A 25788-nucleotide genomic window follows, 5' to 3' on the forward strand; every position below is an offset into this window, starting at 1 on the left:
TGGATCATTTGTATATAAGAGGTAGGTTACATGGATTTTTGTGAAATATACACGAACACCCCGGATAGACGCTGACGTCCGTTCCGGGGTGCTGAAGGGAGGCATGAAGTTATTTGATGGAGTAAGGAAGCTTGAATGTCCACAGTTCAGTGCCGTTATCGGATGAAGTGCTGTCCACACCGAAGTCATTATCGTTGACGATTACGAGTTTGTTGCCGTCTACGAGGGATACACCTTCAATTTTCTCATATGGATATTTGAATTCAACCGCATCCAGAACTGTGCGCTTCGCAAGCGGCAGAATGCTGTTGGATTTCAGATCAGCAAGAGACATTTGCTCCAGTGTCTTGCCAGCCTTCTCGTCGTTGTACTTGCCAAGAATATTCGTAGCTGTCGTGAGATCAACCGCATAAATACGCTTCAATTGAGCTTTATCGCCTGCATTTTTGTCACGTTCGTCAATCAACAGCGTATTCTCGTTGATGGCTACTACGTCCGAGATGACAATGTCTGCTTGATCCAGACCGGTGAACTGCTTGGCATCCTCTGTCACATATACATATTCAGCCACTGGCTGCAATGTCGAGAGATCGAACTTGATGATGCGCAGTTGACGCGAGTTGTCAGTAGACTTGTCTGGATTGCGCAGCGGGCTTTGCATGGACATGAACATGTACTTGCCGTCTGGCGTAATACCGACGCCTTCAGCACCGCGATTTTGACGAAGCTTATTGTACTCGGATGGAAGCACTTCTCTGGCTGGTACAAGCGGTGTAGAGACTTGTGCGGCCCATCCTTTTGGAACAATGCGCTCAATAATCGTACCGTCGCGCTTCACATGAACGATGGAAGGGCCGTATTCATCCGAGATCCAGAACGTGTCATCCTTCGCGTTATAAGCAAGACCCTCGATATCGAGTCCGTATGGATCGTAGGCAAGGCCATTTTCCCCTTTGGCATCGAATGGGGCTTCGTCACGACCTTTAATATTCGGAAGTCCGGTAATATGAGCATTTCCAGTCGTCGGATTTTTGCCATTTAGCTTGAGCGGAATTTGTTCCAATATTTTAATTTCATCTTTATCGATTTGAATCTTGTATAAACTTGGCGTATAGCTTGCTAACGGGAACGTCCGGCGAGTTTTGCCGCCAACTTCAACTTGGCCGTTCGGGCCACGGTCAGCAGTGGAGTAGAACACATTGTCAGGATCGCCTGGGACATGAGTCAAGGATGAACCGACGCCCATCTTAATTCCTTCAGCTAAGTTCGCTGCGTTGAGCTTATACTTGCCAGTCAACTCAGGCTTGTCCGTCAACGCAACACTGCCTCTGAATTCATCCCACTCTACATATTTGCCTGTTACTTCACTAAGTGCGCGAAGAGGCATGTACAGACGGGAGTCGATTTCTACAGCCGGCGAAGCAGGTGTAACCGTTTGCCCGTTGCTCGTGTACGTAACGTGAGATGCAGGTACGCTATCGGCAGCGGCAGCTTGGACCGAAGTAATTCCTATTCCAGCTGTCAGTGTCAATGCGGTTGCTAGCGCGATCATAGCTTTCTTTTTCATTTGTCATGTCCCTCCATAAGACGAATCTGTAAAATGTGCATTCTTGTCTGTTCACCTGGATTATAGCAACCGCTTGTTAAGGTTATGTAATGGAAGGGTTAAGGAGATGTAATGGAAAACTTGAGAGTTTGTAAACATAGAGAAGCATACAAATAAAAACGGACATCGGGAGGTGAAGTCTAGCGATAGGCTGTCTGCTTCTAGCATCATTATCTGCTCGATATAAGAGCAAAAAAATATATCAGGAAATCCCATTTTTGAACGTAATATAGTTGACAGTAAAAAATAGACTAGGTACACTATTAATATATTGTTAGCACTCTGTGTAGTGGAGTGCTAATCCATTACTTACTATAATGATAATGACTACGTGTAAGTAATGACATGAAAAGATATGAGAGGGGATTTTTATTCATGGCTAAGAAGCAATTCAAAGCAGAATCCAAGCGTTTGTTAGAAATGATGATCAACTCGATCTACACGCAGCGGGAAATCTTCCTTAGAGAGCTCATCTCCAATGCGAGCGACGCGATCGACAAAATGTACTATAAAGCCTTGTCTGATGACAATGTGGTGTTCAATAAAGAAGATTACTTCATTAAAGTATCGGTAGACAAAGAGAACCGTACGTTGACAATAGCCGATACAGGGATCGGGATGACGAAGGAAGAACTGGAGAACAACCTCGGCGTTATCGCGAAGAGTGGCTCCCTTGCCTTCAAGACGGAGAATGAAGCGAAGGATGGCCATAACATTATCGGCCAATTCGGTGTAGGCTTCTATTCTGCATTCATGGTTGCTGATGTCGTGACGGTAATTAGTAAGGCGTTCGGCAGTGACGAAGCGTTCAAATGGGAATCGAAGGGTGTAGACGGGTACACGATTGAGCCTAGCGAGAAGGATGTGCCGGGTACGGTTATCACATTGAAGATCAAGCCGAACACGGAAGACGATCAATACGACGAGTATCTGGATGAATACCGTCTGAAGTCGATCGTGAAGAAATATTCGGACTTCATCCGTTACCCGATTAAGATGGATGTGACGAAGCATCGTCCGAAGGAAGACGACGATAAGGAACTCGAAGAGTATCAAGAAGAAGAAACAGTTAACAGCATGGTTCCGATCTGGCGCAAAAATAAGAATGAGCTGACGACAGAAGACTATGAGAACTTCTACAGTGAGAAGCGTTATGGCTTCGACAAGCCGCTGAAGCATATTCATATCAGCGCTGACGGCGCTGTTGTATACAATGCGATCTTGTACATTCCAGAAAATACGCCATTCGACTATTACACGAAGGAATATGAGAAGGGTCTAGAGCTTTACTCAAACGGCGTGTTGATCATGAACAAATGCGCCGAATTGCTCCCAGACTATTTCAGCTTCGTGAAAGGAATGGTCGATTCCGAAGATCTGTCCTTGAACATCTCACGCGAAATGCTGCAGCATGACCGCCAGTTGAGCTTGATTGCGAAGAATATCAAGAACAAGATTAAGAGCCAGCTGCAATCCTTGATGAAGGACGAAAGAGAGAAGTACGAGCAGTTCTTCCAATCGTTCGGCAGACAGTTGAAGTATGGTGTGTACAGCGACTATGGCATGAACAAGGATGTGCTGCAAGACCTGATCATGTTCTACTCCTCCAAGGAGAAGAAGCTGGTATCGCTGGATGAGTACGTAGAAAGAATGCCAGAAGATCAGAAATATATTTACTACGCAGTTGGCGAATCGATCGAACGCATCGAGAAGCTGCCGCAAACTGAGCTTGTGTTGGATAAGGGCTATGAGATTCTGTACTTCACAGATGATATTGACGAGTTCGCGATTAAGATGCTCATGAAGTACAAGGAGAAAGAATTCAAGAATGTATCGAGCGGCGATCTCGGCATCGAGTCCGATGAAGATAACAAGTCTGCTGACGAACAAGATGAGAACAAGGAACTGTTCGAGGCGATGAAGGACATCTTGAAGGATAAGGTGAAGAGCGTCAAAGCTTCGAAGCGCTTGAAGTCCCATCCAGTATGCTTGTCAGCAGAAGGCGAAGTATCCATCGAGATGGAAAAAGTGCTGAACGCGATGCCGAACAACCAAGCGGTGAAAGCCGATAAAGTGCTCGAAATCAACATGAACCACGAGGTGTTCCAATCCCTAAAGAACGCTCATGCATCCGATGAAGAGAAGCTGAGCCTGTATACGAACCTGCTGTACAGCCAAGCGCTCTTGATTGAAGGCTTGCCGCTCCAGGATCCAGTAGAGTTCACGAACGATATGTGCAAAATTATGGTGTAACGAAGAGGTCTTCTTCGATACAATGAAAGAAATCATGATGGAAGATAACCCGCTGTCGGCCCAAGCGCTGGCAGCGGGTTTTTGCGTTTGGCTATCTGCACTTCAGGAGGACGTCAATGGCCTTGAGCATTATGCGAACTGCCTTAGCGGTGGATCGAAGTTGATTCAAGCTGCCGATCAGATAGGCATCGAGGGCGGGATGATAGAACATAATGGTTCCGGAATACCCCCATGCGCCCCACGCATTATATCTTGCAGGGAATAAGATTGGAACGGTTCGAAAGCGAACAATGCCGTACCCATAATCGATGCCCGGCCTGAACTTCGTCCATACTTGCATGCGCTGGAAGCTGTCTCTAGATATCAACTTGCCGCTCGTAAGAGCCTTCATGAATGTCAGCAAGTTCTCTGAGGTCGATATTAAGGCGCCGCCAGCGTATTCCATGCTGATGCTTTTGTAATCGGTAATTGCAGTCTGGCCAGCATATAAGTCGGCCATGGGATAAGCGTCCTCTACTGCCGGCGTAGAATAACACGCCATATGTGTATGATGGAGCTGCAGCGGTTCGAATAAGTACCGACGAAATGCTTCATGGAGTGGGATGGATGTGATGTTTTCGATGAGTAGGCCTAATAAGTGGTATCCGGTGTCCGAGTAATGGATTCCCTGTCCGGGAGGAAAATGGGACGTTAGATGCTCCTTGGACCATTGGATAACCTCCTGTGGTGTCCATTCGCGTGAAGGCTCCGAGGTGAATAGGTCGAGCATCCGCGGGCCTTGCTTGGGCCGATCCTCGAAGTAATCGTTCAATCCGGACGTATGGCCGAGCAGATGCTTGATTTGAATTTGATTAGAGTAATCGGTGCCCTTGTATACATGAAGCTTGTGCATCAGCTTCGAAGGAAGGTAACGATGGATAGGATCTTCGTAAGTGAGCTTGCCCCCTTCTGCGAGCATTGCTGTAAGTACCGAGGTGAACAGCTTGCTTATGCTGGCAATATAATAGCGCTGCTGCGGAAGAGATGGCTGGCCCCGCGTCGTGCCTTCCGCAATGTTCAGATGAATGCCCAAGGGCTCGCAATGTACGAGGAAATAGGCATTGTGAAGCTTGCGATTACGCAGAATAACGCTTCTAAACTGCCGCTCGATTCGACTCATAGCCTCCTGACGGTTCATAATTGCTCCCCTTTCTGCCGCATGCGGGCGGCAGCGATAATATCGGCGGACGTACTGTCCATAACCTCGATGTCATTGAAGCCTTCTGGCAGTAGGCCATTAGCCGTCATAACGGACAGACCTAGTGTAAATATTCTCATCTTAAGCAGAATAGGCATCAGCTCTTCGTCTGTGAAATCGGCAAGCTCCGGATCGATCCTCATTCTGTCGATAAGGCTGTTCATTTCGCTGGGCTCATGCTGCAAATAGGGGTTCGGTCTCATGACCATGTCGCGAAACAGGAGCGGGTATTCCCGTGCGAAGCGGAGTGTGGCAACGCCAATATCATGAAATGGCTGGCCCGTATCCTGACTGAGGAGATATTCGTCGCTGAAAGCAAAAATACGCTGTACGACCACTTGAATGAGCTCCGCAACATCTGTGAAGTTGACATAAATAGGCGCAATTGAGCTCCCCAGATGTTCTGCGACCTTGCGAATCGTAATGCTGTAGATTCCTTCTCGCATGGCAATGTTGAAGGCGGCATCAATGATCGTATCCCGCGAAAACTTCGTCTTAGGCGGCATAGCGGGTTTCCTCCCTAGTAGGCATCCAAATCCAATTAAATATCATCTGATACATATCAAATGATATTTATATAATCAGTATATATGTGACAGGTAGATTTTCAATAACCCATTAAGGAAAATGTGGAGATAAAATTCGTTTATACATCTGTTCGACCCTACTTAGTTGAGAAGGTGATGAACGGCTTTTTGTCCTGCCAAAATGAAATGTTGATTGGATGGAACCAACTAAGCTTGAGCGGATATGAGGTGAAGTAAAAGTCGAAGTATGGGAATAAAATTGTTTTTACGAAAAAAGGCAGTCCTACGATAGAAGCCAGAGTGGACTTGAAAGGGAATTGCTTCGGTATCAGTCTGTTGCCTGAGAATGGAAAGAGGAACTAATGGGCGAAGCTCTAGGTAAAGCTTGATTAAAGTTATGGATTAAAGTTCTGAGCGAGGATAAAATAGGAAGCTGGTATATATGAAGATGGGGGATCTATTCATGAAACGATACAAAGTATTTCTTTTATCTGCAATTGCAGCGCTTCTTATGGCATCCATTCCGGCACCTACATCCGATGCAGCAGCGGCCAATTCGAAGCAGGGTGAGCCGGGATTCACGAAGAACGTTAAGGATTTGGACAAGGAGCTGGTGAAGGAGGCGCAGGAGGCTTTGAAGCCGTTTGTAAATGAGGAAATTGAATTCGAGGGCGTTCAGTATTCCCATGAGATTGATGGGAAGAAAGTGCCTGTTCTCTATTCGAAAGCATTCCGAACCGTAACGCATCCCCTAAAAGGTGCTCAGAAGATAAGGGCAGCAGCAGTTGCGATAAAAGAACAAACGGGTGAAGTCTACGAGATCGCGCTTGATCCTCAGCTTTTATCCTTGGACGAGGGCATCCGGACGAAACTAAAATCAGCCATTAAGGAAACAGACCAGAACCTTTCATATGACGATATTGATACGTTGAGCATAAGTGGAACAAGTGGAGAAATCACCGCCATAGGTTCTTATCTTCTTGTCTTCGACTCAAAGAGCGGAAAAGTGCGAACTGCAATTTATGATGTGCCGATGTCTCAGCTTAATCATGAGTCCGTTCACGCTGTCCAGCAGGCGCTGGATACATTAACTAGTGGAAAAAAATTGTCATTCGACTCCATCCAACGCTTAGTAGTGGAAGGGACTGACACTTATTCATTCTCTGAGTACGAGCAATCGATAATTGTATGGGTGGAAAGGGCTACGAATAAAGTAGCAGCCATAGTTTGGAGCAAAGAAGGCCCGGTTTCCCGTTCTAAGGAAGAGTTGAAGAAGAAGTTCGCTAAGCCAAAGTATACCGCCGCGCAAGCAATAAAAACAATGAATCCGATGATTAAGAAAATATTCGGAATCGACGTGACAGGATACCAAGTGAAGGTAGAGGATAACAACTATACATTTTTGAAAGAGGGCAGTCCAAGCATTTCAGTGGCTATAAATGAAAAAGGAAAGGTCTACGCATTAACCAGAGAACTTGTTGCGAAATCACAATAAAAGACCGAGAATGTTTCGAAGACAGAACAAATCAGAGAGCAGGGTGCTCTCTGATTTTTTTTCATATGATTCAGGGTTCTTCGATGAGATTTTGCAAGCCCTACACCGTTTGCAGTTCTTGACTGTGAATATCCACGTACCGTGCGATATATTCTTGGAAGGAGAATTTCTCATCTCCCAACGAATAGATACGCGCACCTGGCTGCAGAAATCTCAGGTCCAAATGCTTGATGACGCTTGGATAAATAGGGTGAATCAAATCGATGAAGTCTGAATCGTAAAAGGCTTGCGCAATTTCCATCGTAGAAATTCCGATTCGCTGTAAAATGTTCATCGCTAAGTAGCGGATAATATGGTAGCGGGGATGGCACACCGTGCAGAATAGATGCTCCTTCTGATAATGCTGCTCGATGAAATTCGCAAGTGGAATATCAATGTCGAATTCTCGTTGGCGGAGATTATACATGAATTCGTTGTGGATCATTTGCAGTTCTTTGGCGGAATAGAATTGCTCGTCAGACAGTATGGCGACAATTCGTTCCTTGCTCTCTCCTCGCTTCAATAACCGGAGAACGTTCTGATCCTCGTATCCATACAGCGTATTCTTGTTATTGTAAGTAAATTGAGGGTAGTAGGATTTGAAGTAGGCGTTGCCGATGCTAATTTTCTTGCAATGGGGCGGCAGCTTGCTTAACAAGTAATCACTAGACAAGCGCTCGCCGTAGGCATCGCTCGTCTTCATGTAAATGAACAAATCACAATCGTTCAGCACATGATCGCCGATACCGATCTCTTGATTACAGTTTTGGATAGGGAGCACATCTACCAGCTTATAACTGTAGCGGAATGTGTGAGATGCCATCAAATACCTGCGTATGGGAAATACGTGACAATTTCCGAATACAATACATTTTTTCATTCGATATACACTCCCTCATTCTATCTATGATAGACAGAGATAATCGAGCCTCGCGTTCCGTGTTCAGGGGTTACGTGACAGTAAGATAATTGTCTACAGGATTGAGCGGGAATTGATTGAATGGAAGGTGGTAGGTCTCTTTCCCTAGAGTACCGCCCCACTTGGTCTCATAATATTGGTGGTACAACGGGAAGGTAACGTGATGGAGATGGGTGAGCAGGGGATTGGATTTAACCGTCGAAGCCCCAGAATTATGATGGGTCACGCCCAGCCCGGTTGGAACGATCGGGTATCCTGCCAGCACGACTCTTCGGTACCAGTCTTGATCGGAGAAGTACATAGGAAGCAAGGTATCCCACGGTCCAGCAGCCCTAATTGCGTCCATGTGAAATGCAGCGAGCGTATCCAAGTTAGTGAAGGCGACGCCCCATCGATGCCCTGTCTGCTGCCATGCTGCTAACGTAGCGAGGAATGCATCTGGAACGCCATCATGAGCTTCTGCGTCGGAATGCATATAGAGAACTGCGTTACATTGCCGCTCAGCGCCCCATCGATGCAGCATATTTTGCGATTGACTATGTGAGAAGGGAACAGGAGGCTCGTAAATCGAAACGATAGAGGATAAGGCTGCTTCATGACGGAGGTCATGGCTGTCTGAATTATCGATGATAACCGTATGCGGCCAGTAGGACTGGATACTGGCAATGGCCCGATACAATAGATCAAGGCGATTCACATAAAAGATGCCGAGCATGTATTTCATCCTAGCGACCCTCCACAGGTTCCTGCACAAAGCGGATAGAACTGACCTTTTGTTAATATATAATGCACGGCATTGGCTAATGGTCAGGGACAAAATGTCCCTATTTGCAAAAAAAAAAGCAGCTGAAGCCAAATTTCCCGAAACAGTTAGGGGAAGTGAGCACCGCCTTGTACTTCATGCTTTTAAGTGCATGATCGCTGTGGTATGCTGTGATTTACAACTAGACTGCTTACCGACTTCGAAGAATAAGTCATACTGCCAGGGGAGGAGATCATGGTCAGACTGAAAGATATAGCAGAGAAGGTCGGAGTCTCGATATCGACTGTCTCACGCGTTATAAATCATGATGACAGCAGGCGAGTAAGTGAAGAGACGAAGCAGAAAATATGGCAGGCCGCCAAAACACTCAATTATCAGGTAACACCTATAGCCAATCCCAAAGCGCGTACCCGAACGAGGCATCACACATCTCCTATGTCCACTCATGCGATTGGCTGCATCCTATCACTTCCTGACAACAAGTACAATCATCCTTACTTTTCTCCGATTATTCAAGGAATAGAAGCCAAGCTGCTTGAGGCAGGAGCTTCACTTGCTTTTTTACATACCCAAGCTGAACTGAGAAGCACCACTTTGTTCGAATCCCTATTGAAGTCGTATCAGCTTAGCGGAGTCATTTGTGTAGAAGGAATGGATCCTGCTCAATATAAGTGGCTGAAGGAGAGAGTGCCGAACATTGTTGGGATCGACGTAGCAGATCCGTCAATTCCGGTCATTTCTTATGATCGGATGAATGCGGCAAGGGTGGCGGTTGGTCATCTCATCACGAATGGGCACCGCAAGGTTGGATTCATTGGAGGGAAAGGGCTGCTTGGACAACTGGAGCGGGAGAAGAGGTATCGGGGATACCGAATCGCTCTTGAGGAAGCGGGCTGTGTATGGAACCCGAATTGGGTCATTGACGCTGAATGGGATGCGGATCGCAGTTATGAACAGATGAAGCAGCTAGTACAACAAGTAGATCGGCCTACCGCGATGTTCTGTGCCAGCGATATGATGGCGATTGCTGCGATGCAGGCAGCAGCGGAAGAGGGACTGTCCATTCCCGGGGATCTTGCCTTCGTAGGCATTGATGATATTGAGTTCGCCAAGTACAGCTCTCCGCCATTGTCGTCTATTCATATTCCGAAGTACGAGATGGGGTATGCTGCTGCGAAGGCTTTATTGGATGGGTTGACGGATCCATATCCAGCGCCTTTTCGAATGCTGCTCCCCTTTTCTCTGATTGTACGCAAATCTACATGAGCGGAAGAGGCTGTTCTCAATAGCTGTTAAACAGGAGATCAGTCCTATAAGATAAACGAAGACGCCTTTAAAGCCACAGTTTAGTGGGGGAAAGGCGTCTTTTGTCATGCATATTCACTCCCATGTAGGGGTCAAAATGTAAGACGGACTTTTGAAGCGGATCCTTGTGTGTTTCACTTCGAGCCTGTTCTATTACGAACGGGAACTGATGATTGATGTAATGAGTTGAGGATACCAGTCCTGAATCGAGTCGAACTTGAATCCGTGCTGTGCTGCCTTGCTTGTATCCAGGCCCCATTGTTCCGGCACGCCGAACGGAGACAGGTGAGCGGTATCGAATGCTGCTGCCTGCTGTGGATCGGAAGTGTCTACGATAAGTGCAGATTTGCCTACTCCCTCTTCGATAAGCTGAATGATCTGGCGGATAGACAGTACCCCGTCCGAGCAGGCATTGACAGGCCCCTCGAAGTGCTGGTTTTTCAGCCAGAATAGGAAGCGGGCTGCTTCATCCGAAGTGATATAACTCATCTCGGCTTGTGGATTCGGAAGTCCGATAGGAAGCCCCTGTTGTACATGCTCGATGTGGAAGTGAAGCCGCTTCGTATAGTCATCCATGCCAAGCACGATTGGAAATCGAACGGCACAAACGGGGAAGGAAGCATGCTGGAACAGGACGGCTTCAGCAAGCCGCTTGCCTTCGCCATATGCGATTTCCTGCGGAAGATCTGCTGGAATGGCGTATGTATATGGGGAGAATGCCTCCTCGGAATAGTTAATCTGCCCGAAGGGATAGACAGACAAGGTTGAAGTGAAGATGTACCGCTTCACCTTGCCAGCAAATATCTCACAAGCATGGAACGCATCCTGTGGGTGATAGCCAATATTATCGTACACGACATCCCATTCCGTGTCGCCGACAGCCTGCCGCAATTGTTCAGGCACTGTTCGGTCAAGATGGATACGCGTCACTTGATCACCGAAAGAATCCTCCGTTTGTCCTCGTGTTGCAACGGTTACATCCGAGCCTTCTTGAATAAGCAGGTTCACAAGCTTCTTGCCGAAGAAGCGGGTTCCCCCGAGTACTAGCACTTTACTCATGTCATTTACTCCTCCCTTATTGTTTCATAAGGTGACAGGTGTGCTCCAAAGTCTAGAATGACTTGGAGTACTTCCTTTTTTGTCATATGGAAAAAACCGTCCTCTAGTAAAATGGAAGTGCGACCCACCAATACGAAAGGAACGGTTTCTTTGTACAATTCAATATAACATGGATTAACTTTATCTGCCAATGGACTTGGAAGCTGATAATTTGGAGCACATGTAAGCAAAAAGGTGGAGTTCGGGTTCAAATTAACCCCTTAACTCCACCTTTTTTAACGTTTCATAGGTAGTACAATGTTGTAAAACGAGTTGGGTAAGCTACTATTTTGCTTCGAGTAAGGAAACTCGCAATGGCTGAGAAGGTATTAGTCCCGTACTGTTACCTCTACAATTGCATATCTCTTTGCCTTAGGCAACCATACTTTAATTTTTGTTGTGCCTGGTCCGACGGCTTTGTATTCCAGTACAGAGCCGTCAATGCTTACCTCATCAACTACGGAGGTGTCGTATTCATCATGTTCGATTTCTCCATCCTCCCGTTCCAGATTGATCTGATCGTCAGGATGGCGGCTACTGCCGCAATAGAAGATAGTTGAACCCCAGTCACCCGCATATAGTCGGCGAGGTTCAGTATCCTTTCCGAAGTTAGATGCTTTGCATTCTTTTGCCGGGATGGCCCCAACCGTTGGTGTGTTGAAAGTAAGTACGAATGATGTGCTCAGCATGGCAATGACAGAGAAAGCCAGCAATGTCTTCTTCAAATCATTTTCCCTCCTCGAAATTGTGCTTCGTATTCCCACAACAAATCTTATGATATTTTCCACCTTTGTGTTAGGGGAGGGTTATGACCGTTTCAGGTGGTAATTTTACTTTATAATGTAAACAGCAGTGAGAAAGAACCCAAATAATTGAGCGTCAACTTACATGATTGGGCAACGTTGAATTGCCCCAACTTTTATTTAAATTTGGTTGTTCGAAATTTTATCCAAAATCATATTGACGGTATAAAGTTGCGCATAATATAATGACGTCAAGTCTATAAGTGTAATAATTACCAATTGAAATATGGTTTTTGATTCCTATCCAATCTTCAAATTTTACCCCAAACATCTTTGTTATTTGCGCAAGTGACCAACCACCCAAATTTCCAATACAACTTGGACAAACCTACATTACTCATTCCGCAAGACCAAGAATCCACAACAGGTTAAAAAGGTTAAGCAAGAGAGCACCCACCCATCAACTATTGCTGTATGACATGAATACCGTCTTACAAATTCACCACATCCATGATCAATCTGACAGAAAGCTTAACGATTAGGTTCGTGCTTTATTTGCTTGCATTTTGTTTCTCTTTTACAAGTCCGTCTTAGATGTAAGAGAGAGTTTCGGCATCGCGTATTGAAAGCGCTTTATTATAGAGGGCGATGTGCTGCTGCAAGCGGCCGTTTTGCACAAGCTTGCAAGCATAATCGAGAGGAGAATGAGGAAATGAAGACAGAGAAGCAAGTTCGAATTGGCATGATTGGTGCACGAGGAAGAGGGACAATCGCGAAGTATTGGCATCAGCCGGAGGGACAATCCATTGTAGTGGGAGCAGCTGATATTTATCCGGAGCGCCTTCAGGAATTCAAGGATGATGTTAACCCGGATGCGTTCATCACGACAGACTACCGGGAACTCCTTGCACGTGAAGATATCGATGCGATAGCGGTGACCTCGCCTGATTTTTGCCATGAGGAGCATGCCGTAGCTGCGCTGAAGGCAGGCAAGCATGTATTTTGCGAGAAGCCGCTGGCGATTACGGTGGAAGGCTGCGACAACATTTTGAACGCATGGAAGGAATCCGGCAAGCATCTGATGGTTGGCTTCAATATGCGCTACATGAACATGTACCGCACAATGAAGGAAATTGTGGATTCCGGTGTAATTGGCGAGATCAAGGCTGTATGGGTAAGACATTTTGTGGGCTGGGGCGGGTATTTCTATTTCCACGATTGGCATGCGAACTCCAAGAACAGTACAGGATTGCTGCTCCAGAAGGGATCGCATGATATCGATATCATTCATTGGATCACAGGGCGCTATGCGACGAAGGTGAGTGCATTCGGCAGCTTGGACTTTTATGGCGGGGATAAGCCGAATGACTTAACCTGTCCAACCTGTGAGGAGCGGACTACGTGTACGGAAGCGAGCCCAGGGAGACTAATCGAATGTGCATTCCGTGAAGAGGTGAATGTGGAGGACAACAATATGGTCATTATGGAGCTGGAAGGCGGGATTAAGGCCTCCTATCTACAATGCCACTTCACACCGGATTATCAGCGGAACTATACCTTTATCGGCACGGAAGGCCGGATGGAAAATAACGAAATGGAAGACAAAGTATACGTATGGACACGCAAATCCAATACAGAGCGTGAGCTGGCAGATCGCGTGTATCAGATTAAGGAGGCGAAGGGATCGCATGGCGGAGCGGATCCGAACATTTGCAAGGACTTCGTCGATATGATTCTGCATGGGAAGGAGCCGATAGCAACTCCACTTGCGGGTCGTATGAGCGTGGCTGTAGGTTGTGCGGCAACCGAGTCGATACGCCAAGGCGGCGGCGTTGTTCCTGTCTCGCCAATCCCGAATTTGGATGCTGCCGCTATACTATCGGAGGGCTAATCCATGAAGCAGCCGGATAGCATGTACGTAGACGATGCATCAGGGAGGAAGAGGCGATGAAGGCAACTGAACTTGCAATGCAGCGTTCCAGTGAGCTTGAACCTGGGCGCAACAGTCGAATGGAGCGGATCCGCAAGGGACTGGTGAAGAATTGGCAGCTGTATCTGCTCCTGCTTCCGGTCGTGCTGTACTATATCATCTTTCACTATTTGCCGATGTATGGCATTCAGATTGCCTTCAAGGACTTCATGGCGAATAAGGGGATATGGGACAGTCCGTGGGTTGGCTTCAAGCATTTCGAACGCTTCTTCAACAGCTTCTACTTCGAACGCCTGCTGACGAACACGGTGCTCATCAGTCTGTATTCCTTGGCGCTAAGCTTCCCAATCCCGATCCTGCTTGCGCTGATGCTGAACGAAGTGAAGGCCGAGCGGTTCAAGAAGGTCGTACAGACCATTACGTACGCCCCGCACTTCTTGTCGGTCGTCGTTGTTGTGGGGATGCTGTTTATTTTTCTGAATCCGAGTACAGGCATTATCAATCATCTGATCGTGGCGATGGGCGGCGAGCCAATCACCTTCATGACCTCACCGGGCTGGTTCAAAACGCTGTATGTGTTGTCCGATGTATGGCAGACGATGGGCTGGAGCTCCATTATCTACTTGGCGGCCCTTTCTGGTGTCGATCACCAGCTGCATGAAGCAGCGACCATTGATGGTGCAACGCGTGTGCAGCGCATCTGGCATATTAACCTGCCTACGATAGCGCCGACGATAATCATTCTGCTCATTTTGAATCTAGGCAGCGTCATGTCGGTCGGTTTCGAGAAAGTATTCCTCATGCAAAATTCACTCAACATGAGCAGTTCAGACATCATCTCCACCTATGTGTATCGCACCGGTATTTTGGACGCGCAGTACAGCTTCTCGGCTGCCGTTGGATTGTTCAATTCCGTTGTCAATTTTGCGCTCTTGATTGTTGTGAACTACATTGCGCGGCGTGTCAACGAGACGAGCCTATGGTAAGGGGGGGACAGAAGATGATCGACCGTTCGTTTGGCGACCGCATATTTAACCTAATCAATTACACGCTGCTTACTTTGCTCACGCTCATCGTTCTGTACCCGCTCGTATTCGTATTGAGCGCTTCTATCAGCAATCCGGAACATGTGCTGCGCGGTGAAATGTGGCTCATTCCGAAGGGGTTCAACCTTGATGCCTATACGAAAATTTTTCAAAACAAGGACATTCTGCTCGGCTATGGCAACACCATTCTGTATACGGTCATCGGAACAGCGCTTAATGTCGTGATGACCATATGTGCCGCCTATCCATTATCTCGCCGTGACCTGGCAGGGCGGGGACTAGTAACCGGACTTATCGTATTCACGATGTTCTTCGGGGGCGGATTGATTCCTACCTATTTATTGATTAAAAACTTGAACATGCTCGATACGCTGTGGGTCATGATCATCCCGAATGCTGTATCCGTCTGGAATATCATCATTATGCGCACATTCTTCCAGCAATCGATTCCCGGTGAGCTTCAAGAATCTGCGATGATCGATGGATGCACGCACATTCAAACGCTGCTCCGTATCGTACTGCCGCTATCCATGCCGATTATTGCAGTTATGGTGCTTTTCTATGCAGTAGGTCATTGGAACTCGTACTTCAATGCCTTGATTTACTTGACGACGAAGGAGAAATTCCCGTTGCAGCTTATCCTGCGCGAAATCTTGATTCAAAGCGATTCCGGCGAGTTCGTGAAGCTGACTTCTGAATCAGCGGTACGGATGAAGATGAGCGTGGAAGGGTTAAAGTACGCTGTACTCGTCGTAGCGAATTTGCCAATGTTGATTTTGTATCCGTTCTTGCAGCGGTACTTCGTAAAGGGCATCATGATTGGCGCATTGAAGGGCTAGATTGCACGGCCATCGGTATCGGTATTCCAATATTGAATAATCAAGGGGGACATGTGATGCGTTCAAGGAAATGGTTCACATTGACACTTAGTGTGGTGCTGAGCTTCTCATTGCTCGTAACAGCGTGCGGCGGAGGCGGCGGTGGTGCAGCGAACGAGGGCAATCGTGATGAGCGTGTGGCGCTGATGAACAAGGAAGGCATGCCGATCGCGAAGGACAAAATGACGATGACGGCCTTCGCTGGCAAGTTCTTCGCTTCTTCCGATTGGAGCAAGCTGATGCTCTGGCAAGAATACGAGAAAATGAGCAACATCCATATCGAGTGGGAGACGGTGCAGGTCGATAGTCTGAAGGAGAAGCGCAACATTAAGCTGGCTGGCGGCGATTATCCGGAGATGTTTTTTGCCTCTGCACTGCCGAAGACGGACTTGATCAAATACGGAAGCCAAGGAACATTTCTCAGGCTGAACGACCTCATCGATCAATATGCGCCGAACTTCAAGAAGATTATGGAGCAGTACCCGATTGTAAAAAAGGGAATTACGATGCCGGATGGCAGCATTTACGGCTTCCCAACCATATTCGATCCAGAGTTCAAATCGCTGTTCTACGGCACGCCTTGGATGAAGCAGGAATGGCTGGACAACGTGGGAATGAAGGCGCCGACGAATCTGGATGAATTGGTTCAGGTGTTGAAAGCGTTTAAAGAAAAGGATCCGAACAAGAACGGCAAGCAGGATGAGATTCCGTGGGGATCCAGGGGCGTCAGCATTATGATCAACTTTTTGCGCGGACCATTCGGCTTGAGCAAGAATGGGATAGCCAACCCGAATGTGGATCTCGATCCGGCGACGGGCAAGCTTCGCTTTGTTCAGTCAACTGATGAATATAAGCAATTGCTGCAATATGTCGCTAAGCTATACAAGGATGGGCTGCTGGACAAGGAAACCTTCACGATGAAGGATACGGACATTACGTCGAAAGCGAGCGCCGGCTTATATGGGTTCTTGGACGGTGTTGATCCGAAGGCCGTGTACAATCAAGACGGCTATGTGGGAATGCCAGTCATTCAAGGGGTGAACGGAGAGAAACAGCTGACAAATATTGGCTCACCGCTTGGCAACCTCGGTATGTTCGTCCTGACGGACAAAGCGAAGAATCCAGAAGCCGCGATACGCTGGATTGATCATTTCTATGGCGATGAAGGCGCTAAGATGTTCTTTATGGGCTTTGAAGGCGTTACTTACCAAGTGAACGACAAGGGTGACTATGAATATCTGGATGCAATTAAGAATAACAAGGATGGTTTGAATCTGGATCAGGCCATCAGCCAATACCTAACGTGGCCGGGCGGCTACTATCCGGGCATCGTGAAGCAGAAGTTCTTCAAGGGTGCGGAGGGCTATCCTTCTTCTGTGAAGAATGCGCAGGATGCAGAGCCATTCTCCGTGAAAATGGAGGATGTGTGGCCATCGTTCAACTTCACGCCAGAGGAGCAGGAAGAATTGACGACGATCCAGACGGACATTCAGACGTATATCGACGAGATGCGCGACAAGTTCGCCTCTGGAGCGGCAGGCTTCGATCAGTGGGATGCGTATGTGAAGCAGCTGGAGCAAATGAACGTGAAGCGTTACTTGGAAATCTACGAAGCTGCTTATGAGCGTTATAAGGGTGGAAAATAATCTATCAAATGACCCGCAGTGAGGGCACTTAATAGTGTAACCTACTGCGGGTATTTTTGTGCTTATAGGTCATTTGTCACATAATAAGGGGGGGTTCATAGTCAAGTAGTCTGATTTGGTGGTATATTTAAACGATAGAAAAAAGGAGGAATAAGGATGACAAAGAAAACCTTAGCACTAACAATAGCTTCAGGACTATTAGCAGCGTCATTAACGGGTTGTACGGGCAGCAATGCAGATGTGCAAGCGCTAGAGCAAAAAATAGCGGCATTGGAAAAAGAAAATGCAGAGCTTAAAGCGAAGGATAGTAAAAATGCAGATGCTCCTGCAAATAAGGAAAAAGAAAAGGAAGCTGAGTCTGAAAATACAACAACTGCTGCTGCAAAAGATGACAAAACGATTGAAGCCAATAAAGCTATAAAAGTAGGAGATTTTGCTGAGTTTACCGTCACAGGCGCTAAATTCGGAACTAAAATCGTACCCCCAAAACCAGACAGATTTTACACCTACTATGAGGTAAAAGATCAAGCAAACACGTACTTTGATGTAGTTGTCAAAGTGAAAAGCCTGCTGACTATCGGAAAAGGATCTGATGAATTCGTATCGGTAAAAGTCGTTTACGATGATAAATATGAATATGTTCCATTCTCGGCGATAGAGGAAAAGGGTGGTGGTGACTTTACATATACGATGATTACGAAGATTGAGCCATTAAAAACGGGAACACTTCATTTTATTAGTGAGGTGCCAGCCGAAATAGCGAAAGATAAAAAGCCGATAAAAGTGTTGATTACTTGTAACGGAGAAGAGTATACCTACAAATACCGCTAAAATATCTACTATGAGCCTAGTTTTTTTACAACTAGGCTTATTTTTTATGTGAATCTATATAATGACCATCCACGAACAGTGATTTTATATGTAATATTAGTAGAAAATCACCCCTAAGAAAACGCTATCAAAATTATATTGACACTTAAACTAAATGCGCATACTATGAAATTGCGGATAATTGGGTCACCCAATTTTGAATGACACGCATGAAAGGTAATGAGCAATGACGATTAAAAAAATTAAGTACCACCGTGTCTATGAAGATGTCATTGAACAAATAGAGAATCTGATTCTCGAAGGCAACCTGGCTCCTGGAGATGTATTGCCAACAGAAAGAGAGCTCGCCCAAGCATTCGGCATTAGCCGTGGAACCTTGCGGGAGGCCTTCCGTATTCTCGAACGGGAAGGACTCATTGAGACGCGCCCGGGAGGCGGACGTTTCTTGAGCAAGAGGTTGAACGAAGCCGAAGACAAGAAGCGCATACTGGAGAATATCGAACGAGCCACGATCATTGAGCTGCTCGAAGCAAGAGAGATATTCGAGACGGGCATCGTCGAGCTTGCAGCAGAACGAGCGACCGAACAGGATATTCGGGAGATTGAGCAGGCATTTGAGAAATGGGGTAAGATCGACCGTGACTCGGATGATGCGGATGATCAAGCGAATCCCGATCAGGCGTTCCATCTCTCCATTGCCAAAGCGACACACAATGTTGTACTCGTCAACCTGATCGATCTGCATATCGATCTGCTCCAGAAGACACTTGCGAAGACGGAACATATTCCGGGGCGCAAGGACGATGTATATAAGGAGCATTACGGCATTTTACAAGCCATTAAGGAGAAAAATCCTCAAAAAGCAAAGGAAGCATTGCTCTATCACTTACAACAAGTTAAGCAGAACATTCTGCTCCACAATGGAAGCTCAAAAGGGTGAGCGCATCGCTTCCTTTTGATCATTAAATTGGATCATCCAATTACCCACATTTCCAATACTCCCTAGAACTCACACCTAGACCCTAAGGAACACCGGATAGCAAGCTGCAAACAAAAAATTACAACACGCATTGCGTACTGTGATGGTGGAGGGTACCTATGACAAAAGAACAATTCAAAATCCTGGCCCCGTGCGGGATGCTGGGCTATGGTTTTCCAAGAGCCTCGTTCATGAACGGCATGGCGCATCATCCGGATGCCATTGTCGTAGACGCTGGGTCTACGGATGCTGGCCCCCATAAGCTGGGTGCGGGAACTGCAATCGTCAGCAAGCAGGCTTGCAAGAAGGACTTGGAGATTATGATCACAGCGGGAATCCAGGCGAAGATTCCGATCATCATCGGATCGGCTGGGGGCAGCGGCGCCAAGGTACATGTGGAATGGACGCAGGCCATCATCATGGAGATCCTTGAAGAGCATCGCTTCCAAGGCATCAAAATCGCCACGATCTGGGCAGACATTCCTCACGAGGTGGTTGCTGCGAAGCTGGATGCCGGGCAGTGTGAGCCATTGGGCCTGACGGTTGCACCGCTGACTCAGGAGCGCTTGGCGGCAACGACGAACATCGTGGCGCAGATGGGGCATGAGCCAATTGTAAAGGCGCTTCAAGCAGGAGCGGATATTGTGATTTGCGGACGGGCCTATGATCCGTCTCCATTTGCGGCAGTTGCCATGATTCATGGGTTCGATACCGCGCTTGCCTATCATCTTGGGAAAATATTAGAGTGCGCCGCGCTGTCTGCTGAACCGGGTACAACCAAGGATTGCATGCTGGGCATATTGCAGCCGGATTCTTTTATCGTGAAGCCGCTTAGCGAGGCGCGCAAATGCACAGCTGTATCGGTTGCCGCCCATACGTTTTACGAGAAGGATCATCCGTACATTTTGCATGGTCCAGGGCTGACTCTGGATTTGGAGCATTGCATCTTCACGGAGCTTGGTGATGGCAGCGTAGAAGTAAGCGGCAGCCGAATATCGGAGACTCCGGTGTACAAAATCAAGCTGGAAGGCGCTATGAAGGTGGCCTGCCGCACCTTCGTCATTGCCGGTGTACGCGATCCGCTCCTTATTGCACGGATTGAAGAGGTAGAGGAACTGGTCAAGCAGCAGGTGTATGAGTACTACGATGAAATTTCAAGGGAAGACTACCACATTCATTTCATTAATTATGGCTTGAATGGCGTGTTGGGAGAGCTGGAGCCGAATCGGGCACCTGCTCATGAGCTCGGTGTCGTCATCGAGGTAACTGCCAAGACGCAGGAACTGGCGAATGCGATTTGCAGCTCGGCCCGTTCCACCTTCCTTCATTACGGGTATGAGGGAAGAAAGTCGACGGCTGGCAATCTGGCATTCCCATTTGCACCGAGCGACGTGCCGTTCGGCGGCGTCTATGAATTTTCCGTATACCACTTGATAGAGGTTGCGGATGGGCTGGAGATGTTCAAGAACGAATATACAGAGGTGTAGTCATGAAGCTATATGACGCTGCGGCCGTATTTCGAAGCAAAAATAGCGGCCCCTTCGAGATTACGATAGACGTCTTGTTCAAAGAACCGGAACTCTATTACAAAATGAAGCAGTCTGGTCAAATTAATAAAGAGACGGTATCCAAGTTATACCAAATACCGATTGAACATATTACGCAGCTTGTGTTTTTCGACCAAGCGCTCGGCTTCAAAATTACGTTCGCCAGACAGGTGTCCTCAGGCACTGTATTCGATCGGGATGTATATGGAGCGCAGCAGCATGCGCCGCTCATGGAATTGGAAATCAGCTAAGCAACCGCCCGGAGGTGAGTGGAAATGAAAGCGGCTTCGAAATTAAAGCGGGTGTGGGCGGACAAAGTGCTCTATCTCCTGCTGCTTCCTTGTATTGCCTATTTTCTCATTTTTCATATATGGCCCATTATCGGAATGAAACTGGCCTTCTTTGACTATCGCATTTTGGGTAACCATGTGTTCGTGGGTTTGAAATATTTCCGCGAATTATTCAGTACGCCCATCTTTATGAATGTTCTGGCGAATACGCTCATCATTAGTGCGATGAAGCTGGTATTGCTGTTCCCACTGCCCATTTTGTTCGCATTAATGCTTAATGAATTCCGCAATGGGCGCTTTCGCAAAGCGGTTCAGGTTATCTCCTATTTGCCTCACTTTTTATCGTGGGTCGTCATTACAGGAATATGGTTCGAATTTTTATCTCCATCGACAGGTGCCGTTAATGAACTCATTCAAGTGTTCGGCTTCCCCGCGCATGACTTTCTGACTGACAAGGGCAGCATTCGCTGGGTTCTGCTGGCGAGTGAGGCGTGGCGCAGTATCGGATGGGATTCGATTATTTATCTTGCGGCCATCATGGGAATCAGTCCTAGCCTGTACGAAGCGGCATATGTAGATGGGGCGAGCCGCTGGCATATTGTAACGCGGATCGTGCTTCCGCATTTGTATATTCCGATGGTCACAATCTTCATTCTCAATGTCGGCTTCATCATGAATGCCGGGCTGGATCAAGTATTGAACTTTACGAACGATTCGGTCAACAGCAAGATCGATATCATTGATACTTACGTGTATCGGGTTGGTCTCATTAATGGCCAATATTCGTTTGCAACGGCAGCGAATTTATTCAAGAGCTTAATCGGGGTCATCCTTGTGCTGTCGACTCATTTTATATCGAAAAAAATTACGAACAAAGGCGCCTGGTAAGGAGGGATGCATCTTGCGAAATAAAATAACCGTATCCAAAATGCTGATCGGCCTTATCCTCTCAGCACTTGTCTTAACGATGTTCATCCCGATCATGAACTTGATTGCCAGAGCGCTGTCGAATCCAGACAAGGTTCATATGCTGCGGGGCTATGAAATTTGGCCGCAGGGCTTCTCCCTTATTAACTTTCAAGTTGTGCTCAACAATGCACTGGTCAGCAAGGCGCTGTTGAACTCTTTGTTTATTTCAATCACGGGTACATGCATCAGCGTTATCTTTACCACACTCGCGGCCTATGTGCTGACCCGCAAACATTTAGTAGGCAAGACGCCGATTATGATTTTCCTCATAATTATTATGATCTTCGAACCGGGGATCGTGCAGGAATACATGGTCATCAAGGATCTGCATCTGCTCGACAGCTTATGGGCTATGGTTTTCTACCGGATGATCAATGTGTACTACCTAATCATTATGATGCGTTTCCTTGAAGAGATCCCGGACTCCTTGATCGAGGCGGCGAGAATCGACGGTGCCGGACATATTCGAATGTTCGTCAAAATCGTCCTGCCGCTGGCTCGCATACCGCTGCTAACAATCGGGATGTTCTATGCGGTAGCCAAATGGAATGAATTTTTCAAATCGAGCATTTTTCTATCGAGCCGCGACAATACCGTATTGCAAGTGCTGCTGCGGCAGTTCGTTGTGGAACGGGACAGCACAGCCCTAATCGGCACAGCCGATCTGCTGAAGAACAGTAATGTTGCACAGCTGGATTTCTCATCTCTGAAAGCAGCGACGATCGTCATTGCCATTATCCCGTTTCTTATCCTCTATCCTGTCATTCTGAGACATTATACAAGCGGAGTGATGGAAGGTGGAGTGAAAGAATAAGAGGTTTTGTTCCACGAATTGTATTTTGTTCAAAGAAAAGCAGCACAGCCTTCTTGGTGCTGAACACCAGCCTATGAACACGAAGGATCATAAATATGGGGGAGGAAATGCAATGAAAAAAATGATTTTCCTTATGCTTGCCAGCCTGATGATGCTTACTACAGCGTGTGGTTCCAGCGGAACGAAGGATGCGGGAGATGCACAATCATCATCCGAACAAGAGGCAGTCACAATCTCAATCGTCGGCAAGGATCTGCCGCCTGATGCAAGGGTGATTAAAGGGATTGAGGAAGGCATGAAGGCAGAAGGAAAGAACATTAAGCTGGAGGTCGTTCCAGTACAGAGCGGGACTTACTCGGAGAAGCTGGGCTTACTGCTGCAAAGCGGTACGATTCCGGACATTATGTACTTCCAAGGCGGCGATTACGCATTTGCCGTTACGCAGCAAATCCTTGAAGATCTCACCCCTTACATTGAACAATCCACCCATGTAAAAGCTTCCATGAACGTGTTCAATCGGGAACGCACGAAAAACTATCCGTATTTAGTATGGCTGTCGCCAACAAGCAGCCAAATTCCGGTCATGCGCCAAGACTGGTTCGATAAGTCTGCAACAGGCAAGGAATTGCTCACGGATCCTTCCATAGATAACTATTATAATTTTTTCAAAGAAATGAAAGAAAAGAATGGTGCCAAATTTGCCTACACGTCAGTAGGCAATCTTGATGAGCTTGATGTGATGTTCGCACAAGCATTCGGTTTGACCTCGACATGGATTAAGGGCGCTGACGGGAAATACGCATTCAGCAAAACTACATCATTTGAAAAGGACAAACTGGAGTTCTATGCAAAGCTGTATAAGGAAGGTTTGCTTGATCCAGAGTTTCTAACAAAGAAATGGGATACGAAGGAAAAAGCTTTTTATGATGGCCAAGCTGCCATTATCGCAGGGACACAGGGCAAGGTGATCGACCTGTACAATAACAAAATGGCATCTCAGAATGGAGCGTCGGCCAAGGTGATGCCTCTACCGCCAGCGAAAGGCAAGGCACAAGGCTACCTGCCGATCGATGTCAGCAAGGAAAGCCGCGGTTTTGCGATAAGCAAAGTGTCCAAGCATAAAGATCTGGCCTTTGCTGTACTCGAATATTTGGCTAGTCCGAAGGGGCAAATGCTCGACAAGCTCGGCATTGAAGGTGAAGAGTATGAGATCGTTGACAACAAAATCAAGCTGAAGGACAAATTCGGGGAATGGTACCCGCTATTCGTTGGCTCAACGATTAACTTCAAGCCGGAACATGAATTCGATCCTTCGACACCATACCTGTCTGAGCCAGCAATGAAGTCACTGGAGATGATTGACTCTATGTCAAGCAAGGATAATGCCTTCATTATACCAGCCGAGCTTGCTGGCAAATGGGATGCCTGCAATGAGCTGTACAAGGAATTCGCTGCGAACATCGTGATGGGCAGCAAATCAGCAGCTGACTTCGACAAGTTCGTGCAGTCGTGGAATGATGCCGGCGGCAAGGAAATTACGGAGTACGCAAATCAAACGATCAAATAGAAAGCTCAAAAGCTAGAGCGTAAAAGACTGGATATCGAGAAGGGGAGCGAGGCGACTGCCTCGCTCTTCAAGCAGGAGGGTGAGAAGCGGAATGGTTTCTTTTGCGCAGCGAGTACAAGGAGCAATCTATGGAACAGCCTATGGGGATGCAATGGGGGCTGTCGTAGAGAAAATGACGTACAGTGAAATTAAAGAGAAGTATGGGCGCGTGGAAACAACGCAAACGAAATGGTGGAAGGCGGATTGGCTGGAGGCAGCGAGGCAGGGGAGAATGAGAGGCCAAGGCATTATTACCGACGATACGTTAATGACGCTTGCATTAATGAATGTATATGTTACGGAACGCCGTCATCTGGATGCCTATGATATGGCAAATGAATTCGTGAAGGAGATTGCGTTTCGGCCACGGTATATCCCGGAGTTCGGCCGGGAAGCGCTCATTATGGATCGATTGTTCTATCCCGAGAAGCATATTTTCAATCGGCATGTGCTGGCGAATTGTGAGCCGCGCGAAGGCGGGTACGGCAATATGGTCAACTGCGGGGCAGCCATGTATATCTCCCCGATCGGCATCGTGAATGCCTGCAATCCGAAGGGAGCCTATGATGAGGCGATTCTGTTCGCATCCGGGCATCAGCTCAGCTATGGCCTCGAGGCGGCAGGCGTTATGGCATGCTGTGTTGCGAAGGCAATGGAGCCGGGAGCGACCGTACATGATATAGCGGATACGGCGCTGCAGTATGCGAAGGACGGCACGAAGCGGGCGATACATGACATTTGCGAAACGGCTCTTCTTCTTCAATCCCGCAAGGAGGAACGGGAGGTAATCGTTCGTTCCTTCCACGAAGTGATCGCGCGCTATTCTCCAATGGGGGACGATGTGCATCGGAGCATACACAAGATCGGCATCCCATCTAATCACTACACGCCAAGCCGATTGTTCGCCATCGAGGAACTGCCACTTGCACTGGCCTATATCGTGCTGCACGAGGGCAATCTGCTGGAAGCGGTCAAGGATGGGGTCAGCTCGGGGCGCGATACGGATTCCATCGGCGTCATGATCGGCGCGATTCTCGGCGCGATGCAAGGTGTGCAGGCCATACCTGCGGAAGAGATAGCTACACTCGAAGACATCAATCAGCAGCGGATCGATCAGCACTGCGAAGCATTCATTGAAGCGGCAACCGCGATCATTGGCACGGATGCACAGTTACATAGGAAGAGAGAGCAAATGATAGATCAGCTCATGTTAACTCATTTATGAGCAGCCAACGAAAATGGTAATCGTTCTTACTTCATAGCATGC

At 47.3% G+C, this 25788-nt stretch carries 22 protein-coding genes; 15 read left to right on the forward strand and 7 right to left on the reverse strand.

The window, feature by feature from the left end:
* Nucleotides 1-109 precede the first annotated feature (109 nt).
* Entirely contained in the window at nt 110-1567 is a 1458-nt protein-coding gene (locus AZ66_RS04585) for an esterase-like activity of phytase family protein (protein ID WP_044353779.1), read from the reverse strand.
* A gap of 414 nt (nt 1568-1981) precedes the next feature.
* Between AZ66_RS04585 and htpG the strand changes: the two genes are divergently transcribed.
* Nucleotides 1982-3859, forward strand: coding sequence for a molecular chaperone HtpG (htpG, locus tag AZ66_RS04590; protein ID WP_044353780.1), 1878 nt, complete (start codon nt 1982-1984; stop codon nt 3857-3859).
* 91 nt (nt 3860-3950) lie between these two features.
* On the opposite strand, the gene AZ66_RS04595 is transcribed toward htpG, so the two are convergent.
* Nucleotides 3951-5036 (reverse strand): serine hydrolase domain-containing protein, encoded by a 1086-nt coding sequence (locus tag AZ66_RS04595; protein ID WP_044353781.1) that lies wholly within the window; start codon nt 5034-5036, stop codon nt 3951-3953.
* Nucleotides 5033-5602: a TetR/AcrR family transcriptional regulator gene (locus tag AZ66_RS04600; protein WP_044353782.1), complete on the reverse strand. Its 570-nt coding sequence runs from the start codon at nt 5600-5602 to the stop codon at nt 5033-5035. The genes AZ66_RS04595 and AZ66_RS04600 overlap by 4 nt, the downstream gene beginning before the upstream one ends.
* A 484-nt stretch (nt 5603-6086) precedes the next feature.
* On the opposite strand from AZ66_RS04600, the gene AZ66_RS04605 reads away from it, so the two are divergent.
* The gene (locus tag AZ66_RS04605) at nt 6087-7118 is read left to right on the forward strand and encodes a hypothetical protein (RefSeq protein WP_156159896.1); all 1032 of its coding nucleotides are present in this window, start codon (nt 6087-6089) and stop codon (nt 7116-7118) included.
* Nucleotides 7119-7218: 100 nt separating this feature from the next.
* On the opposite strand, the gene AZ66_RS04610 is transcribed toward AZ66_RS04605, so the two are convergent.
* Nucleotides 7219-8037: a WcbI family polysaccharide biosynthesis putative acetyltransferase gene (locus AZ66_RS04610; RefSeq protein WP_021261040.1), complete on the reverse strand. Its 819-nt coding sequence runs from the start codon at nt 8035-8037 to the stop codon at nt 7219-7221.
* A gap of 70 nt (nt 8038-8107) precedes the next feature.
* Nucleotides 8108-8800, reverse strand: a complete 693-nt coding sequence (locus AZ66_RS04615; protein ID WP_044353784.1) for a glycosyltransferase family 2 protein — start codon at nt 8798-8800, stop codon at nt 8108-8110.
* A 273-nt stretch (nt 8801-9073) separates the two neighbouring features.
* Here AZ66_RS04615 and AZ66_RS04625 point away from each other — a divergent pair, with 273 nt between their 5' ends.
* Nucleotides 9074-10105 carry a LacI family DNA-binding transcriptional regulator gene (locus AZ66_RS04625; RefSeq protein ID WP_044353786.1) on the forward strand — a complete coding sequence of 344 codons (1032 nt, stop codon included), beginning with the start codon at nt 9074-9076 and terminating at the stop codon, nt 10103-10105.
* Between the two features lie 192 nt (nt 10106-10297).
* Here AZ66_RS04625 and AZ66_RS04630 read toward each other — a convergent pair whose 3' ends face one another.
* Entirely contained in the window at nt 10298-11203 is a 906-nt protein-coding gene (locus tag AZ66_RS04630; RefSeq protein ID WP_044353787.1) for an NAD-dependent epimerase/dehydratase family protein, read from the reverse strand.
* Nucleotides 11204-11571: 368 nt separating this feature from the next.
* Nucleotides 11572-11967: a hypothetical protein gene (locus AZ66_RS04635; RefSeq protein WP_021261036.1), complete on the reverse strand. Its 396-nt coding sequence runs from the start codon at nt 11965-11967 to the stop codon at nt 11572-11574.
* A 730-nt stretch (nt 11968-12697) separates the two neighbouring features.
* Between AZ66_RS04635 and AZ66_RS04640 the strand changes: the two genes are divergently transcribed.
* The 12 genes from AZ66_RS04640 to AZ66_RS04695 all read left to right on the forward strand — a co-directional run bounded on the left by AZ66_RS04640 (nt 12698) and on the right by AZ66_RS04695 (nt 25746).
* Entirely contained in the window at nt 12698-13876 is a 1179-nt protein-coding gene (locus AZ66_RS04640) for a Gfo/Idh/MocA family protein (RefSeq protein ID WP_044353788.1), read from the forward strand.
* 119 nt (nt 13877-13995) lie between these two features.
* Nucleotides 13996-14901, forward strand: coding sequence for an ABC transporter permease (locus tag AZ66_RS04645; RefSeq protein ID WP_231586733.1), 906 nt, complete (start codon nt 13996-13998; stop codon nt 14899-14901).
* Nucleotides 14902-14915: 14 nt separating this feature from the next.
* Nucleotides 14916-15800: a carbohydrate ABC transporter permease gene (locus AZ66_RS04650; RefSeq protein ID WP_021261033.1), complete on the forward strand. Its 885-nt coding sequence runs from the start codon at nt 14916-14918 to the stop codon at nt 15798-15800.
* Nucleotides 15801-15856: 56 nt separating this feature from the next.
* Complete coding sequence (locus tag AZ66_RS04655; protein WP_044353789.1) at nt 15857-17485, forward strand: extracellular solute-binding protein; 1629 nt, start codon at nt 15857-15859, stop codon at nt 17483-17485.
* Nucleotides 17486-17641: 156 nt separating this feature from the next.
* On the forward strand, nt 17642-18316 hold the full coding sequence (locus tag AZ66_RS04660; protein WP_044353790.1) for a carbohydrate porin: 675 nt from the start codon (nt 17642-17644) through the stop codon (nt 18314-18316).
* 226 nt (nt 18317-18542) lie between these two features.
* Nucleotides 18543-19256 (forward strand): FadR/GntR family transcriptional regulator, encoded by a 714-nt coding sequence (locus tag AZ66_RS04665; protein ID WP_021261030.1) that lies wholly within the window; start codon nt 18543-18545, stop codon nt 19254-19256.
* A gap of 158 nt (nt 19257-19414) precedes the next feature.
* Entirely contained in the window at nt 19415-20782 is a 1368-nt protein-coding gene (locus tag AZ66_RS04670; protein ID WP_044353791.1) for an acyclic terpene utilization AtuA family protein, read from the forward strand.
* Between the two features lie 2 nt (nt 20783-20784).
* Nucleotides 20785-21093, forward strand: a complete 309-nt coding sequence (locus tag AZ66_RS04675; RefSeq protein WP_044353792.1) for a DUF4387 domain-containing protein — start codon at nt 20785-20787, stop codon at nt 21091-21093.
* 24 nt (nt 21094-21117) lie between these two features.
* On the forward strand, nt 21118-22020 hold the full coding sequence (locus AZ66_RS04680) for an ABC transporter permease (RefSeq protein ID WP_044353793.1): 903 nt from the start codon (nt 21118-21120) through the stop codon (nt 22018-22020).
* A 13-nt stretch (nt 22021-22033) separates the two neighbouring features.
* Entirely contained in the window at nt 22034-22915 is an 882-nt protein-coding gene (locus tag AZ66_RS04685; protein ID WP_021255373.1) for a carbohydrate ABC transporter permease, read from the forward strand.
* Nucleotides 22916-23027: 112 nt separating this feature from the next.
* Nucleotides 23028-24482 (forward strand): extracellular solute-binding protein, encoded by a 1455-nt coding sequence (locus tag AZ66_RS04690; RefSeq protein ID WP_044353799.1) that lies wholly within the window; start codon nt 23028-23030, stop codon nt 24480-24482.
* A gap of 91 nt (nt 24483-24573) precedes the next feature.
* Nucleotides 24574-25746: an ADP-ribosylglycohydrolase family protein gene (locus AZ66_RS04695; protein WP_044353794.1), complete on the forward strand. Its 1173-nt coding sequence runs from the start codon at nt 24574-24576 to the stop codon at nt 25744-25746.
* Nucleotides 25747-25788 lie beyond the last annotated feature (42 nt).

This window comes from Paenibacillus sp. E194 (assembly GCF_000935845.1).
GTDB lineage: Bacteria > Bacillota > Bacilli > Paenibacillales > Paenibacillaceae > Paenibacillus_B > Paenibacillus_B alvei_B.